This is a genomic window from Vibrio sp. B183 (assembly GCF_000740665.1).
GTDB classification, from domain to species: domain Bacteria; phylum Pseudomonadota; class Gammaproteobacteria; order Enterobacterales; family Vibrionaceae; genus Vibrio; species Vibrio coralliilyticus.
Window position 1 is genome coordinate 66,742 of record NZ_JPQB01000004.1, and the last position, 15,200, is coordinate 81,941.

15 protein-coding genes are annotated in these 15,200 nt (G+C 47.1%); 2 read left to right on the forward strand and 13 right to left on the reverse strand.

Annotated elements, in window-relative coordinates; translation table 11 throughout:
* Nucleotides 1–63 precede the first annotated feature (63 nt).
* The 6 genes from IX95_RS03315 to IX95_RS03340 all read right to left on the reverse strand — a co-directional run bounded on the left by IX95_RS03315 (nucleotide 64) and on the right by IX95_RS03340 (nucleotide 7,871).
* Nucleotides 64–2,514, reverse strand: coding sequence for a beta-N-acetylhexosaminidase (locus tag IX95_RS03315; RefSeq protein WP_038156823.1), 2,451 nt, complete (start codon nucleotides 2,512–2,514; stop codon nucleotides 64–66).
* Between the two features lie 49 nt (nucleotides 2,515–2,563).
* Nucleotides 2,564–3,193 (reverse strand): bifunctional 4-hydroxy-2-oxoglutarate aldolase/2-dehydro-3-deoxy-phosphogluconate aldolase, encoded by a 630-nt coding sequence (locus tag IX95_RS03320; RefSeq protein WP_038156826.1) that lies wholly within the window; start codon nucleotides 3,191–3,193, stop codon nucleotides 2,564–2,566.
* A gap of 18 nt (nucleotides 3,194–3,211) precedes the next feature.
* Complete coding sequence (locus IX95_RS03325; RefSeq protein ID WP_038156828.1) at nucleotides 3,212–4,156, reverse strand: sugar kinase; 945 nt, start codon at nucleotides 4,154–4,156, stop codon at nucleotides 3,212–3,214.
* 61 nt (nucleotides 4,157–4,217) lie between these two features.
* Entirely contained in the window at nucleotides 4,218–5,735 is a 1,518-nt protein-coding gene (locus IX95_RS03330; protein WP_019275236.1) for a sodium:solute symporter family protein, read from the reverse strand.
* Nucleotides 5,736–5,956: 221 nt separating this feature from the next.
* Nucleotides 5,957–6,349, reverse strand: coding sequence for a RidA family protein (locus IX95_RS03335; RefSeq protein ID WP_006961895.1), 393 nt, complete (start codon nucleotides 6,347–6,349; stop codon nucleotides 5,957–5,959).
* A 61-nt stretch (nucleotides 6,350–6,410) separates the two neighbouring features.
* Entirely contained in the window at nucleotides 6,411–7,871 is a 1,461-nt protein-coding gene (locus tag IX95_RS03340; RefSeq protein ID WP_038156833.1) for an N-acyl-D-amino-acid deacylase family protein, read from the reverse strand.
* 151 nt (nucleotides 7,872–8,022) lie between these two features.
* Here IX95_RS03340 and IX95_RS03345 point away from each other — a divergent pair, with 151 nt between their 5' ends.
* Both IX95_RS03345 and IX95_RS03350 read left to right on the forward strand, forming a co-directional pair.
* Nucleotides 8,023–9,294: an amino acid deaminase gene (locus IX95_RS03345; RefSeq protein ID WP_038156836.1), complete on the forward strand. Its 1,272-nt coding sequence runs from the start codon at nucleotides 8,023–8,025 to the stop codon at nucleotides 9,292–9,294.
* A 77-nt stretch (nucleotides 9,295–9,371) separates the two neighbouring features.
* Nucleotides 9,372–10,235: a MurR/RpiR family transcriptional regulator gene (locus tag IX95_RS03350; RefSeq protein WP_006961898.1), complete on the forward strand. Its 864-nt coding sequence runs from the start codon at nucleotides 9,372–9,374 to the stop codon at nucleotides 10,233–10,235.
* A 45-nt stretch (nucleotides 10,236–10,280) separates the two neighbouring features.
* Here the strand turns inward: IX95_RS03350 and IX95_RS03355 are convergent, their stop codons facing one another.
* The 7 genes from IX95_RS03355 to IX95_RS03385 all read right to left on the reverse strand — a co-directional run bounded on the left by IX95_RS03355 (nucleotide 10,281) and on the right by IX95_RS03385 (nucleotide 15,200).
* On the reverse strand, nucleotides 10,281–11,009 hold the full coding sequence (locus tag IX95_RS03355; protein ID WP_038156838.1) for a transporter substrate-binding domain-containing protein: 729 nt from the start codon (nucleotides 11,007–11,009) through the stop codon (nucleotides 10,281–10,283).
* Between the two features lie 21 nt (nucleotides 11,010–11,030).
* Nucleotides 11,031–12,566, reverse strand: coding sequence for a methyl-accepting chemotaxis protein (locus IX95_RS03360; RefSeq protein ID WP_038156840.1), 1,536 nt, complete (start codon nucleotides 12,564–12,566; stop codon nucleotides 11,031–11,033).
* Between the two features lie 211 nt (nucleotides 12,567–12,777).
* Entirely contained in the window at nucleotides 12,778–13,146 is a 369-nt protein-coding gene (locus tag IX95_RS03365; RefSeq protein ID WP_038156842.1) for a VOC family protein, read from the reverse strand.
* Between the two features lie 47 nt (nucleotides 13,147–13,193).
* Nucleotides 13,194–13,709, reverse strand: a complete 516-nt coding sequence (locus tag IX95_RS03370; RefSeq protein WP_081885398.1) for a GNAT family N-acetyltransferase — start codon at nucleotides 13,707–13,709, stop codon at nucleotides 13,194–13,196.
* A 44-nt stretch (nucleotides 13,710–13,753) separates the two neighbouring features.
* The gene (locus IX95_RS03375; protein WP_152561997.1) at nucleotides 13,754–14,311 is read right to left on the reverse strand and encodes a GNAT family N-acetyltransferase; all 558 of its coding nucleotides are present in this window, start codon (nucleotides 14,309–14,311) and stop codon (nucleotides 13,754–13,756) included.
* A 26-nt stretch (nucleotides 14,312–14,337) separates the two neighbouring features.
* Complete coding sequence (locus IX95_RS03380; RefSeq protein ID WP_038156845.1) at nucleotides 14,338–14,787, reverse strand: GNAT family N-acetyltransferase; 450 nt, start codon at nucleotides 14,785–14,787, stop codon at nucleotides 14,338–14,340.
* Between the two features lie 8 nt (nucleotides 14,788–14,795).
* Nucleotides 14,796–15,200 carry a hypothetical protein gene (locus tag IX95_RS03385; RefSeq protein WP_038156847.1) on the reverse strand — a complete coding sequence of 135 codons (405 nt, stop codon included), beginning with the start codon at nucleotides 15,198–15,200 and terminating at the stop codon, nucleotides 14,796–14,798.

The window sequence follows — 15,200 nt, forward strand, 5'->3', positions numbered from 1 at the left end:
ATAAAACATTAGACTCTTAATACATTGCCGCCAACATACGTCGACGGCAATGCCAAAAGTCAATTAGTTGGCCAGTTTGTGAAGTAACATCTCGGTCGGTTTAACAATCGCCACAATGGTTTCATCAAGAATAATGGCGTTATCATCGATGATGCGTTGATATTCAGCCACATCACTCACACGCAGTGTTTGTCCTTGCTTTGCTGCTTCTATCAAAGTCAGAGCTAACTCAGAAACTCGCACTGTCGCATCTGACACCACCACGGTATCCACTGATGCCACATTGGCAGCAAAAATCGGTTTTGCCTGCTGCGCCGCAAGCTTGGCAGTCTGGTAATGAAGCGCTAACTTATCCAGCGCAAGAGTGTCACCTTTAGCGAACGCTTCAACCAAATCGTTCATCTCGTACACCGTGAGGCTTTCCATCGGTAGCGCATCCGCAAAACGATTTAGACGCTCGTACTTGTTATACAAGTCACCTTTGTTTGGCGTGGAGATCCACTTCTCCCAATGACGTGCGTAGTACTGCGCGGGTTCGATGTAGTTCGACAACGTTTGCAACGGTGCAACATCAGCACCATTCGCCAGACGCTTGAGCATCATGTTGGCATCCGCGTGATGACGAAGGCCCAGCGAGATTTCAGACCAGGTATCCATCACTTTCATGCGCTGATACATGCTGCGCTCATCGGTCAGCTCCTGACTAGACCACAGACGCTCTGCAATCGCATAGCTACGAGGCCACAGTCGATGTTCGATGGTGGTTGAATCCAGATTCTCACCCCAGACGGTAATCTCACCACCTAAAATCAGATCCTTCTCATCACCTTCTAGTACTGCTGGATAGCCACCGTTTGGATCAGGAATCACGCTGCCTTTCACGTCGCTACTTGCTACTAGCTCACCTGTTGCAGGCCAGCGCACGTTACCAATCAACTGGTAGCTGCCCTCTTTAAGCTTGCCGCCTGCAAACTCATAGTTGAACTCGGTGTACGACATAAAGTTATCGAAGTGACCACGGAATTTCACACCCGGTACGTATTCAAGAATATGTACTTCCTGGCGTGATTTGCCGTTGTAGTCGGTAAAGGCTCTGAATGAACCGTCTGCCGCTTCAATAATGGTCAGGTTACCTTTACGAGGGCCGCCCTTATTGCGTGGTTTAACCCAGTCGTAGGTGGCGAACTTTTCACCTTGATACAACTTGTCGTCAACAGTGATGCCGCTTGGCATTGGGTCATTTCGATAGTGGTAGCTGGTCGGTTGTGGTTGATCCAGATAGTAGCCTGTGGATAGCACACCCTGATAGCCCTGCTTCGCCGCGCGACCAATGCTGTCGTGACCACGCCAGCTCTGAATAACAATCGATGTAGGCAGATCTTTATGCCAGATCTCATCCCAGCCCGTCATCTTCTTACCACGCTCTTCAAGCATCTTTTCGACTTTGGTGTTGAGGTAAGATTGCAGGCCACGCTCGCCGTCCAGCTCGTTGTCAGCGATAAACTGCTGAATGCGTGGGTTTTCTTGCCACTGTCTATAATCCGGCTCATCACCACCGATGTGGAAATACTCGTCTGGGAACAGTTCAACCACTTCATCGAATACACTGGCCAACATCTTGTACAGCTCTGGGTTGGTTGGATCCATCAGCGGTTCAAACACACCCCAGCCACGTTGCTGCGGGTAGGATTGCTCACCAAGGCCAGACATGAGTTCAGGATAGGCATGCGCGACAGCAGAAGCATGACCCGGCAGGGAAATTTCAGGAATGACACGAATACCAAGATTGCGCGCGTAATTCACCACATAACGGATTTCGTCTTTGGTGTAGTAATCACCATCAGCCGTCTCTTGCCACAGTTTCTGGTAGTTATCGAGCTGAATGCGAATCCCTTGGTCATCCCAGATATGCCAGTGAAAGACGTTCATCTTCGCGGATGCCATTGCATCAAGTTGACGCAGAATCACGTCCAATTCAATGAAATGACGCGCAGTATCATAAGAGACACCACGCCATTTGAAACGCGGTTCATCCTCGATCTCTACATTCGGTACAAAGTAACCGGAAGCGTCTGTGGTCACCAGTTGTAGAAACGTCTCCAGACCATGTAAAGCGCCGTATGGGCGCTCGGAGTCAATACGGATTTGGCCATCTTTGATCGACAGCTGATAAGACTCATCACTCTCAACGTTTTGTACTTCATCTTTCGGTGCCTTACTGATATCAATTACCAAGGTAGCCTTGTCTTCCGACTCAGCCTGCCAGTGGAGCATTGGCAAACCCGTCTGACGATAGAGGCGATCCACCGTTCGTTTGGCGTTGAACTGAACACGTTCAGAATCATAGCCTTTGATGTAAATGCTGAAAGATTTGTCGATTGCGACCTTGCCCTCACCCAATTCCACTGTTTGAGGATAAGGCATCAGATTAAGGTCTGTGTTTGGAGCCATAGCCATTGTCATAGGGGCCGCCATTAAACCAGAAATAACCAGTGCTAATGTAGCTTTCTTCATCCGTATTCACCCACTGTTTGTTTTTATTCGTTATTGTTTTCGATTCACATCACGCTACGTGCGCGACCGCTTCACGAACCAGTTGACCAATTTCTTCCCATTGTTCGTTCTCAATCAGCTTTGGTGCGACCATCCAGGTGCCACCACAACAAACAACGCGATCAATCGCTAGGTAGTCGTTCACATTACCCTTTCCGATCCCACCTGTTGGCATCAGGCTGACATCCACATACGGCGCCAGTAACGACTTAACCATCGCGACACCGCCAGACGCTTCTGCTGGGAAGAACTTAAGGAAATTCAGACCAAGTTCTAACGCTTGCTCAACCTGACTCGGGCTGTTAACACCCGGTACGATTGGCATGCCAACTTCCTGACAGCGACGTACCGTATTAGGATTAAGACCCGGTGCTACGACAAATTCTGCGCCAGCTTGTTGCGCTTGTTCGATTTGTTCTGCGTTGAGCACCGTGCCCGCGCCGATGCACATTTCAGGGTAAGCTTCGCGCATAGCTTTGATCGCCTCTGCGGCCGCTTCAGTTCTGAAGGTTACTTCCGCCACTGGCAGGCCGTTTTCAACTAACACTTTGGCAAGCGGAATGGCTTGCTCAACGCTGTTGATTTGAATCACTGGGATTACTTTGAATTGTTTAAGTTTGTTGATCATTTCGATAGTCATGTTGCTTACCAAAAAATTTTATTGAGTCAGATGGGCCATCGCTTCACGAGGAATGATGGCGCCAGAATATTGAATAACAGTCGCGGCCAGCTGATGGCCTAGCGTTGCAGAAGATTCGGGAGTTAGACCCGTTAACCGGCCTGCAAGATAGCCCGCGGCAAAAGAGTCGCCAGCGGCACAAGTATCGACAACATGAGTGACACGTTCAGCGCCGACCGTACAACGCTCGGGCTGCGCTGCATCAAAACGGATAATCTGGCAAGGCTCACTGCCTCGCTTGATCACCACTTCTCTGCAACCAAAACGCTGACAACGTTGCTCGACACTTTCTTCGTCGCCCCAGACACACTGATCGTCGTCTTCTGTGATGAGAGCAATATCAACCAATGGCAATAGCAGGCCATACCAATGCCTTGCCTGTTCCGCGTTCCACAGTTGAGGGCGGAAGTTGTTATCGAAGATGACTTTGCCACCGCGCAGAGCAAAGCTCTTTAATTCCTGAATCAGGCGTTCTTTACTCTCGTCATCAAGAATGGCAAGGCTGATACCACTGAGATACACGTATTGCACCTCTCCCTGCATCATCGCCTGTTCAAGTTTGTTGGCAGGCTCAGTCGCGAAGTAACCTTTCACGGCAGCGCTATCGCGCCAATACATAAAGCTGCGTTCGCCCGTTGCATCAGTTTCCACCATGTACAGACCTGGCAATTTGTTCGCAAAGCACTCCACCAAATGGGTTTGAATGCCCTCTTGCTGCCAAGCCAATAACAGCTGCTGAGATAACTTGTCTTCACCCAGCCCGGTGGCGTAAGAAACCGATAATCCAGCTTGCGCGGTTAAGCGCGCCAGATACAAAGCAGTATTGAGCGTATCGCCGCCAAACCCTTTGCGAAGAGGTTCGCCGCTCAGCTCAATCATGCACTCCCCGAAAAAAGCGATATGGGGTTGAGAAACTTGTGTCATGAATACTCGACCTGTGAATTAGAGGCAGCAGTCAGAACAGACCGCCGCCGTTTAGAAAGGACTAGGCACTTTCCGCTGCTTTGCGGTTTTGTAGAGATTCGTCGTTTTGTAGTACGCCGTTTTCTGACAGTTCCATTTCCATCAGAGCGCGCTCGTCATCAAGAATCGCACGTGCCATTTCTGGAGATACCTTATTCGCTGGTGTCATCAGGCTAACAACCACACCAGCAAACAATGCAACTGCACAAGAAGGGATCACAGGGTTACCCCAGTAAGCGGTTAGGTCAGCGCTTAGCATCACAGTGAAAGACGCTACCGAAGCACCAATTAATGTTGCTAGTGCCCCCTGCCAGTTGTAACGCTTCCAGAAGCGACCCAACATACCGCACACAAACATGCCCGACATGACGGTAGAGATCATCTTAGTGATGTAGCCAATGATGTCGTTCGAGGTCAGGGCAAACAGCAGAGCGAAACCAATTACGATCACCAATGCCAGACGAGAGTAGTTCAGCATTGACTCTTTGTTTGGCACCCGACCCGTGAACATTACATAGACATCACGCAGCAGGATAGAGACACCCGCAATCGCGTCCGAACTTGCACTCGACATGGTCGCAGATAAACCCGCAATCAGAACAATCAGGCCAACACCAACAGGAAGCACAGTTGCTGCCACGTAAGGGAAGGAGAAGTTCGGATTATCCAGCGTTGGGTCAATCGCGTGAGCGGCCATACCAATCACAGCTGGGATGATTGAGAAAAATAAGTACAGAATGCCTGAACCGACGAATGAACGACGGATAGTCGGCACATCTTTACCTGAGTAGATACGCTGACGGAACGATGGTGTTGCCAATACGCCGACACCAATTACTACAGCCAGTGATAGCGCTGGCACTACGCCAAGCTTTTCAATCGCTAGGAAGCTGGTCGCTGCAGGGTCCATTGCTGAATACAGGTTCTCAAGACCACCAATGTGTTGTACAGACAGCACCGCCATCAGGATAAAGCCAACAAACAAAATGATTGCCTGAATGGTGTCAGTCCATACCACAGCGGTGTAACCACCGATCACAACATAAATGGTAAAGGCAGCAGCGATGATGATCTTAGCGGTGTTAAGGTCAATATCCGCGATCCACGCTAGATACATACCGCCACCCAAGATGTGAGCGCCAAGCCAGCCGATTGAAGCGATGAAGATCAGCAGACCAACAACGTTCTTGACGATGCGATTTGCACCCACGTAGTAAGCCAGCTCTTCACTCATGGTCATAAAGTTCAGTTTACGCACTGGCGCAAACCAGAGTGCCAGTAACAAAATACCAATCGCACCACCGATACCATAGAGCGCACCCGCCCAGCCGTTAGCGTAACCAAAACCAACAGCGCCCATACTTGAGCCAGTACCCACCATAGTGGCAACAGTAGTACCTAATACTAAAAACAGAGGTAAGCCGCGTCCGCCTAATAAAAAGTCTTCACCTGATTTTTGGTTACGGGAAACAAACCATCCTAACCAAATCAGAAATACGACATATGCGCCGAAACCGGTAAGAAAAAGTGTGCTATTCATTGAACACCTCTCAATATCAAAGTCCATCTTTCAGAGTGATATAATTCCAGCAGTTTTTAATTAAGAATAATAAATACAATTATTAACTTGTTATTTTATTTGCATATTAAATGCAATTATTAGCACTGCGAATTAGAATTATATTTGTAGGGAGAGAGTGCCGAGAGTATATTAACAGGGAACAAATATTTCCCGGCACTCTTAATAGAGTTTTGTGACGTTTATCGGCGGTCTTCGCGATAACAAGTCACATCTACTTCGACTTTCACATCTACCACCAAATCACACACCATACAGATGCGTGCTGGAGGATTTGCACCGAAGAACTCTTTAAATACTTTGTTAAAAGACTGGAAGTAACGCGAGTCTGTCAGCACGACCTTCACGTGTACAACGTCTTCTAGGCCATAACCCGCTTCTTCCATGATATCGACACAGTTCTGAATCGCTAGACGTGACTGGTCAACGATACCACCTTCAACTACTTCGCCATCAACCATAGGTGTCTGGCCTGAAACGTAAAGGAAACCGCCAGCTTCTGTTGCACGGGCAAATGGTAGATGTTGACCACCAGTACCGACACCGCCTTCTACACCATATCGTTTAATTGACATAATATTCTCCAGTTTTAAATCTATTACTTCTGATTTATATATTTAGTTTGTTTTCAGGTATTTAATTTCTATAAATAAATACGCCGTTTCTATTTTCAGTGACTTCGCCTTTTAAATAAGACAATTCACCATTAACAAATACCGATTCAATTCCTTCTGCTACTGAAATAGGATTTTCAAATGTAGCGGTATCTTTTATCGTGTCAGGGTTAAATAAAACCAAATCGGCAAATGCGCCTGGTTTTATTTCCCCGCGATTTTTTAGGTTATATCGGCGTGCCGACATGCCTGTCATTTTGTGTATCGCTTCCGCTAGCGAAAACAAAGCTTCTTCACGGCAATAATGGCCAAGAACTTTAGGGAACGTGCCCCACAACCTTGGGTGCGGGTGCGGATCATTTGGCAAACCATCCGAACCGACCATAGTCAGCTTGTACTTAAGGACACGCTTAACATCTTCTTCATCCATGCAGTGATAAACCGCACCGGCTGGTTGAATCGCTTTAGCGGCTTCAAGTAACGGCAACGCCATTTCGTCAGCAATGTCTTTCAGCATTTTTCCCGCATGCTCGGGCTTAGCTTCAGACCAGGTAATGAAAATATCGATCTCATCAGTCACCTGTTTGAGATCCAGCGTGGAAGAGCTGGCGGAATACGGATAGCAGTCGCAAGACACATCTTGCTGCTGAGATACCTTGTCCATCAAATCCAATACCTCAACAGTACGGCCCCAGTTCCCAGCTCCGGCACACTTAAGGTGAGAGATAACCACTGGCACTTTAGCGTACTGACCTGTTTCGAACGCTTCTTCCATCGCACTGAGAATTTCTTCAAACTCAGTACGCATATGTGTGGTGTAAATACCGCCATGCTGACCGAGAATCTGAGCCAATCTCATCACTTCATCTGCAGTAGATTCTTTGGCGCTGGCATATGCCAGACCTGAGCTCAGACCGAGTGCACCTTCTGCCATTGCCTGATCTAACGCAGCACGCATCTGAGCAATTTCGCTATCGGTTGCGGTGCGCTGCAAATCATCCATCACGTTGTTACGTAATGTCGTATGGCCAATCAAGGCAGCAACGTTGACCGCTGGGTGAGCATCTTGCACTGCCTTGGCATAAGTGGCGAAAGTCGGATACTGAAAGTCTTCTTGCTTACCCAACAAATTCATTGGGTCAGGTGGATCACCCGCCAATACGGTCGGGCTGGCACTAATACCACAATTGCCAACGATCACCGTCGTTACACCTTGGCTGATCTTTGGCAAGCAGTCCGGGTAGCGAATCACATTGGTATCATCATGGGTATGGACATCAATAAACCCCGGAGCCAGAGCAAGACCTGAACCATCGACGACACTGTGAGCCGTAGTGCTATCGAGCTGACCGACTTGTTCAATTCGATCCTGACGAATAGCCACATCGGCAATAAATGGCTTGGCGCCCGTACCGTCAAAGACTTCTACACTTTTGATAATGGTATCGAACAACTTTTCACTCTCTTCGTCCGTCGTTTTCATAACCTCCATATTAATAATTCACACACTAGAATCAGTGACAAAACACACAAACAATCTCAATTTGTTTGATAGTTTCTAACATTTAATTTATTCTTGACAACATCAAACATTAAATATCAATAACTTAAGTCATGTTAGAAGTGAGTTCCCCATGATAACGGATAATCAAAAGTGTGATAAAAACTATCAAAAACAAGAAACGGTAACGCCAGGTTACGGCGAAAAAGCCCAGCCCGTCGCCTGCAATGACGACGGTTTACACAGTTTGATCAACGAAGAGATCACTTTACCTGCAGCGGTGATCAAAGCCTCTTCACTGCAAAACAATCTCGATTGGATGCAAAACTTTGCGTTGCAACACGGAGTGAAACTGTGCCCACATGGCAAGACCACCATGACACCGGATTTCTTCTCTCAGCAGCTCAATAATGGTGCTTGGGGCATTACCGTGGCGACACCGGCTCAAGCAGAAATCGCCGTTGCAGCGGGCACGAAGAACGTCATCATGGCCAATCAATTGGTGGGTAAAGCCAACATGGCCGTGATCGTTAGCTTGCTACAAAACAACGATGTCAACTTCTACTGCTGTGTGGACTCCACGCGTAATGTGCTGGCACTAGAAGCCTTCTTTTCAGAGCATCAGCAACAACTCAATGTGCTGATTGAATTTGGCGTAGAAGGAGGCCGATGTGGCTGTCGCAGTGAGCAGCAAGTTGCCGAGCTCGCTCAGTTGATTCACCAACAGTCACATCTTTCCCTGCGTGGTATTGAAGTCTATGAAGGCGTGATTCACGGCGACAATGCTGAGCAGGACATTCGAGATTTTCTAGGCCACACCCTTCATCTCACCAAGCAATTGCAACAAGATCATCTAATCGATGGTAAACCTCTGGTCACTGGCGCAGGCTCCGCTTGGTATGACGTGGTATCCGAGTGCTTTTCCCACCTTAAAGAGTTTGATGCCGTGATTCGCCCAGGCTGCTACGTCATCCACGACACCGGTATCTACCTCGATGCTCAAAACAAAGTCATGCAACGCGCCCAAACCAATCAAGGCATGGCCTGCGAGCTGGGTGGTGATCTCGAGTCAGCGCTTGAAGTGTGGGCGTATGTTATTTCCCGACCTGAGCCAACCAAACTGGTTGCAGGCATTGGCAAACGGGATGTCGCTTTTGATGCTGGCTTACCGATTCCTGAACGTGCCTATCGCGACGGGCAAGCAATTTCGGTTTCAGGCGCGGTAACGACGGCGGTCATGGATCAGCATGCCTTTATCGAAGTCGATGCCAGCAGTGAACTGGACGTGGGTGACGTGATTGCCTTTTCTACTTCTCACCCATGTCTGACGTTCGACAAATGGCGTGCTATCGCGGTGTGTGATGATGAGTTCAACGTGACACATTGGGTCAACACACGCTTTTAACCCTATTTCAGGTATACTGTGGCACAAATCAAATGGCGGCCAACAGACTCGCCGCCATCATTGAACAGGAAGACGTTTTGAGCTTAGAAGTCGATATTATTTCTCGAATTACAGAACGATTTAGCGCCCTTCGTGACGCTGAAAAGAAAGTCGCCAAACTGATCATGGATGATATCCAGAGCGCGGCCAATGCCAGCATCACCGAACTGGCAGAAAATGCACAAGTCAGTGAAGCGACCATCACCCGCTTCGCCAAAGCCGTGGGCTGCAAAAACGTTCGTGATATGAAGATCAAGCTGGCTCAGACTCTGACCGTCGGACAACGCTTTATTCTTGAGCCGCCGGATCAAAGTGGTTATCAGGGTATTTACGAGTCGATCAAGCAATCACTGGACGTCAACCGCAACCTAATCAATGAGCAGGATATCGACACCGCAGTTGGCTGGCTGCACAACGCACGCCAAGTGATTACCATTGGTATGGGCGGTGGATCTACGATTGCGTCGCAGGAGATGCAGCACAGGCTATTCCGGTTAGGCTATCCTGTAGTTGCTTATAACGACGGCCTGCTGTCACGTATGATTGCCGCCACCGCAGATAATAACGATGTATTGGTGATGCTCTCAGCAACAGGCTACACTCCAACCATCATTGAAACGGCAGAACTGGCCAAAGAATATGGCGTTAAAGTCATTGCGATTACACCCGCTGACTCGCCACTGTCCGAGATTGCCGATCTGACGCTCCCTATCGAGCACAAAGAAACTGACTTTATCTACAAACCTTCAGCATCACGCTACGCCATGCTGGCACTGGTTGATGTGATTTCTATGGCTTTGGCTGTCAATCATAAACGCCGCTCACGAGACAAACTGCGCCGCCTAAAACTGGCGCTTGATTCTTATCGTGGCGGCCTTGATAGGCAACCTCTCGGCGACTAAAACAAAAAACCTCAGCTTTTGCTGAGGTTTTTTGTTCGCTAAACGTTATTTAATCCCATACTTCGCCAGAATCTTATCAAACGTACCGTTAGACTTAATTTCAGCCAACCCCTTATTGAAAGCATCTATGTACTCCGCATTGTTTGGGTTAGCCAAACCTGATGTAACATGCAGCGGGTTCACAGAAAGGGCGTTACTGGTAAACTCAAAATCATCGAGATTCATACCTGCACCTGACAACGTCGACTTCGCGACGAGTTCGTCTTCCAACGTAAGATCGATTCGTTTCGCCATCAATTTTTTAGCATTCGCCACTAAATCATTTGCTTCTGGTTTTTTGAAGTTAGAAGCACCAAGAAAATCATCGCCATAGCCGTAGTTACGAATGATACCAACGGTTTTGCCAGATAAACTATCCATTCCATTGTATTCGAACCCATCGCCTTTTCGTTTAATAAATTTCAGTGAGTTCTCTAGATAGGGCTCGCTGTAATTCAGATAAGACGTTCTTTCGTTCGTGAACCATGTAGCAACTAACACATCGACACGGCCACCTTTCACTTCATTCAATGCGCGCGTCCAAGGCATGATCTTAAAGTCCACGTCATGACCTTGAGATTTGAAAGCTTCAGTAATAATTTCAACTGACACCCCGGGATTGGCATTATCTTTTTGCACAAAAGGGGCCCAAGGGTCCTGTGCAGCCGTAATCGTGGCAGTATAACCAGTGATTGAAAATAGGGCCGTGAAAGCCAGTAGTACGAAATTTCTCATAACATATCCTCTATGAATTACCTAAGTGCGGAATTTCGCCATATGACTGGCGATACTCTGGCTTAAGCCCAGCACTTCTTGTGTCCTTTGTGCATTTTGTGTCGCACCTGAAGACACTTCGTTGGTTGCTTCCGATGCTTCTACTATCGCTTGACTGATTTCCTCAACTGCCATCCTTTGCTCATCCGTTGCCTGAGAAATTTGGCCACTACGGTCTGAAATAATGGTGATTAAAGACTGTACCTCCCCGACTGAAGCTTGAGATTCACTGACGCGCGATGCCGTCGCCTCTAACAGGGTCGCAATACGGGTAAGTTCATCTTCAACGGATTTGGTTGCTACTCCGAGCGCGGTGATATTTTTCTGAATCTGCTCTGTCGACTCGCTGGTCTTCACAGCAAGGTTACGCACTTCATCGGCCACGACTGCGAAACCTCTACCTTGCTCACCTGCTCGAGCAGCCTCAATAGCGGCATTGAGCGCCAGTAGGTTGGTTTGCTCTGAAATATCATTAATCACGTTCAGTACAGTGGTGATTTTCTCGCCTTCTTCAATCAATATGTGCATCTCTGCATTCACATGGTTCATCTCTTCACGCATATTGATAATATCGTTCGCAGAACTTTCAATGGCATCATTAACGCTCGATGCCAGACCTGTGGCGGTTTGAGCCTGATCGGCCGTTTCTGAGGCAGTATCAGCCACCGTTGATACCGATTGATTCAGCTCGGTAGCGGCAGCTGCCACTGTGGTGAGCTGTTGCTTTTGGGATTCGAGTTTCTCAGCATTGGTTCGCGCTGTTGCGCCATTCGCCTGTGCTTTCTCACCCAAAGCTTCAGAGGATTGATTTACGTCCTGAACAATGACTCTTAACGACTCGGTAAAGCTATTGATGCCGTTAGTGATTTCGTCGAACTCTCGATATTTCGCCGGAGCAAGTTTGTTGGTTAAATCACCATCTCCTGAAGCTAAATCTTTTATAACATCAGTCAATTCAGAAATCGGCCTTAGTACAGTAATCGACAACACAACGATAATGACGATAGAAATGATGATGTCGAGAACGATTAACTCAATGATATTCGTCCGCAATGAGTCTGCCAGCTTGGCATCCATCGCATGAGTATCAAAATAAACGACTACTTTACCGACCTTGTTTTCTTCACCATAATCGACAAACGTCAGCTCTGTGCTCATGCTATTTTCAGCTAGATAGGCGTCTTTGTTTGTCACATCAACCAGTTGTTTCTCGTCCCCTTCCCCAGTCTGAGTCAAGAACAATAATTCACTTTCCTGCGCGTCAATTAACTGAATCGCGGATATTTCAGCTAGATCGAGTTCAGCAGCCATAGCAACCTTGGCTGTGTCTAAATCAAAATCCCAAACGGCTTTGGGCAAACTGATCGACATCCTCTGGCTGGTGTTTTGCACGTTAACCAGCAGCTCTTGATGCAAATTATCTTTAAAATTCTGATACTTAATAAATGCTGAGACCAGTAATACCAGCGTCAATGCCACAATTACTTGGACCAAAAATACTACCTTTAATCTTTTCAAAACTTGCCCCTTCTGATTTTCGGCAGTTATCTAAAAAAGTAGTAAGTGATTAATCAATTATCAAATTGAAATAAAAATGAGACAAACATCACAGCAAAGTGAGTTTATAGCACTCCACCTTATAAAAAGTGTGGAATTAGGAAGGAAGCGATGAGGAGCCTGATTATGCCTAGACTTACACGTCAATTATGGAGTTCATATGATCGGTAACTTATGGGTAGACACTGACTTCAATCAGGTTACTATCCGGGTCGAGAAAATAGACCGAGCTAATAGCTCCAGTCGCACCCGATTTTTCGACTGGTCCCTCAACAATCCTAATGTTTTGCTGCTGTAAGTGAGTAATCACATCTTCCAGTGACCAGTGTGTGATTAAGCACAGGTCACCTGAGCCGACCTGAGCATGATTACGGGGTTCCTGGCCTAAGAGCTGAAGATTGATTTTCTGATTACCGAACCTCAATGCTTTACGACCACCAGCAAAAGTTACCTCTTCCATTTTTAATACACGACGATAAAACTCAATCGAAGCTTTAATATCTGAAACGGTAAGGACAATGTGATCAATATGACTAATCATGAAACCCTCCTTATCTAGTTGTACCCTAACCTAATACAATGACTTAGCTATACCAATGAACGGTACACACAAACCTCACGTTTTTCGCCGTGTACCTCAACCGTCCGGTCTTCCTGATACTCAATCCCCAGTTTTTCAATCACTGATTTTGAACGCTGGTTGTGCACCAAATGCTGAACTTCAATCTCGACCAGATTCAGGTGCTGTTTGGCATACTCAATTAAGGCTTGGGATGCTTCAAACGCGATGCCTTTCCCCCAATAGGGTGTCCCTAGCCAATAACCAAGAATGCCAACACCTTCTTTCAGTGTTGGAAGGCTGACGGCGCCGATGATGTCGTCACAACCTTTAATTGTGATGGCAAAAACAACCGCCGTTTTCTCAGTAAAATGATGAATATGTGTCTTGATCCACTCCACGGCCATATTCGATTCGTACGGGTGAGGTATATTCGCCGTCATCTCCGCGATAACCTTTTCTCCCGCTAAATGGGCCACTCTCTCGCTGTCTGATAGACGAAAGGGCCTTAGGACTAATCTGTTTGTTTCTATATTGGGTTGCATTGCATACCTTGGTTTACAGTGTAAAAGTGACAAGCTCTGAAGCCTTAATGGCAAAGCTCTGCCTCAGTATTGATAGACATTGTGAGTTCTGAAATAGACTCATCATCAACTCGATAATAATCTGTCATTTCCCCAACAATTCGAAATCCATGTTTGAGATAAAGATTTTTAGCGGCAAGATTGACTGATAACACATTTAAGTCGAGCCACACGATCTGCTCATTGCGTTGACAAAACTCGATCACGGTTTGGATTAGCCGACTGCCTAATCCCATTTTCCGGCACTCTAGCTCTACGCCCATCCCTAGCCAAACGCGATGAGAGCAATAATCTTCCATATGATGTCGAAGGTCAATGTGGCCACAAATCTTACCCTGTACGTCTTTCGCTAGCCAAAGTTGTCTCCATGCAACGTCAGAAAACTCAACGCTCACCCCGTCTATAAACTTTTGCTGTGTTTGAGTCGGAATGGCCCTGTTTGTACGTGATAGTGGCTGAAAAAGTGGTGTGCCATCGACACCATTTTCCGCAAGTTGATTTTCGAGGTAAGCAAAAAACTGAGGTAAATCACTCTGCTCAGCTTGAACAATAGATATCTGCATCTGAGTATTCTTCAAAAGTAAATCGATTACAGCTTCAGTTTGAAGCCTTCATGGCTGGGTATAAAGCCCAGCTTTTCGTAAAAACGAAGCGCATCGGGTCTTTGTTTATCGCTGGTCAATTGCACCATGGAGCAATCTCTTTGCTTCGCAAGTTCGATGGCATGCTGAAACAAACACTCACCTAGTCCCTGACCGCGAAAGTTTTCATCCACTCGTACCCCTTCAATCAAGCAACGCCAGCTTCCCTGATGCGTTAAGTACGGAATGTATGTCAGTTGTAGCATTCCAACCACCCGTTGCTCAAACACGGCAACGATCAGTTCATTGTTTGGGTCTCGGTTAATCTCAGCGAAAGCCGTCTGGTATTTATCGAATTGCGTCTTATCTTCACGCTGCTGACCTAATGGATCGTTAGCCAGCATACCAACGAGAGCGCCTAAATCATCCTCAGTCGCCGATCTGAATATCAACTCCATGTGTTTCCTTATTTTTCTATTTCTTCAAGCAATTGTGTCGCAATGCGTTCTATCTTCTCCAACGAGTGGTCACTCTTGTCTAACAAGAGCAAATCCGCCAATTCTGGATTCTCCCATTGTTTACCTTTAATAAAACAGCGCTCCGACAACTTATCCAACTTAAGGTCTTTCAACTCGAAGCTCAGCTCTGTCCAGAGTAATGACAGCTCTCCTTCCGCATCGATATCACGAATAGGGTTCTGCTTCTGTTTTCTGATGTAAATTGCCGTTTTTCGACTCGCCACCACTACCTTACGCAGCGCAGCGGTTGACTCCAGCTTTCGGGATTGCTTCGCGCGCTTCAGGTTAGACACCCAGATTCCGGCGTGCTTCACTAACTCCCAAAGCGACACACTGGTGACCAGTTCGATCAA

Bases quoted from the DNA above. Each gene is read 5' to 3' on its own strand.
- IX95_RS03375 (WP_152561997.1), bottom strand. From the start codon at position 14,311: ATGCAGATATCTATTGTTCAAGCTGAGCAGAGTGATTTACCTCAGTTT.
- IX95_RS03320 (WP_038156826.1), bottom strand. From the start codon at position 3,193: ATGACTATCGAAATGATCAACAAACTTAAACAATTCAAAGTAATCCCA.
- IX95_RS03340 (WP_038156833.1), bottom strand. From the start codon at position 7,871: ATGAAAACGACGGACGAAGAGAGTGAAAAGTTGTTCGATACCATTATC.
- IX95_RS03380 (WP_038156845.1), bottom strand. From the start codon at position 14,787: ATGGAGTTGATATTCAGATCGGCGACTGAGGATGATTTAGGCGCTCTC.
- IX95_RS03355 (WP_038156838.1), bottom strand. From the start codon at position 11,009: ATGAGAAATTTCGTACTACTGGCTTTCACGGCCCTATTTTCAATCACT.
- IX95_RS03335 (WP_006961895.1), bottom strand. From the start codon at position 6,349: ATGTCAATTAAACGATATGGTGTAGAAGGCGGTGTCGGTACTGGTGGT.
- IX95_RS03325 (WP_038156828.1), bottom strand. From the start codon at position 4,156: ATGACACAAGTTTCTCAACCCCATATCGCTTTTTTCGGGGAGTGCATG.
- IX95_RS03315 (WP_038156823.1), bottom strand. From the start codon at position 2,514: ATGAAGAAAGCTACATTAGCACTGGTTATTTCTGGTTTAATGGCGGCC.
- IX95_RS03365 (WP_038156842.1), bottom strand. From the start codon at position 13,146: ATGATTAGTCATATTGATCACATTGTCCTTACCGTTTCAGATATTAAA.
- IX95_RS03330 (WP_019275236.1), bottom strand. From the start codon at position 5,735: ATGAATAGCACACTTTTTCTTACCGGTTTCGGCGCATATGTCGTATTT.
- IX95_RS03370 (WP_081885398.1), bottom strand. From the start codon at position 13,709: ATGCAACCCAATATAGAAACAAACAGATTAGTCCTAAGGCCCTTTCGT.
- IX95_RS03345 (WP_038156836.1), top strand. From the start codon at position 8,023: ATGATAACGGATAATCAAAAGTGTGATAAAAACTATCAAAAACAAGAA.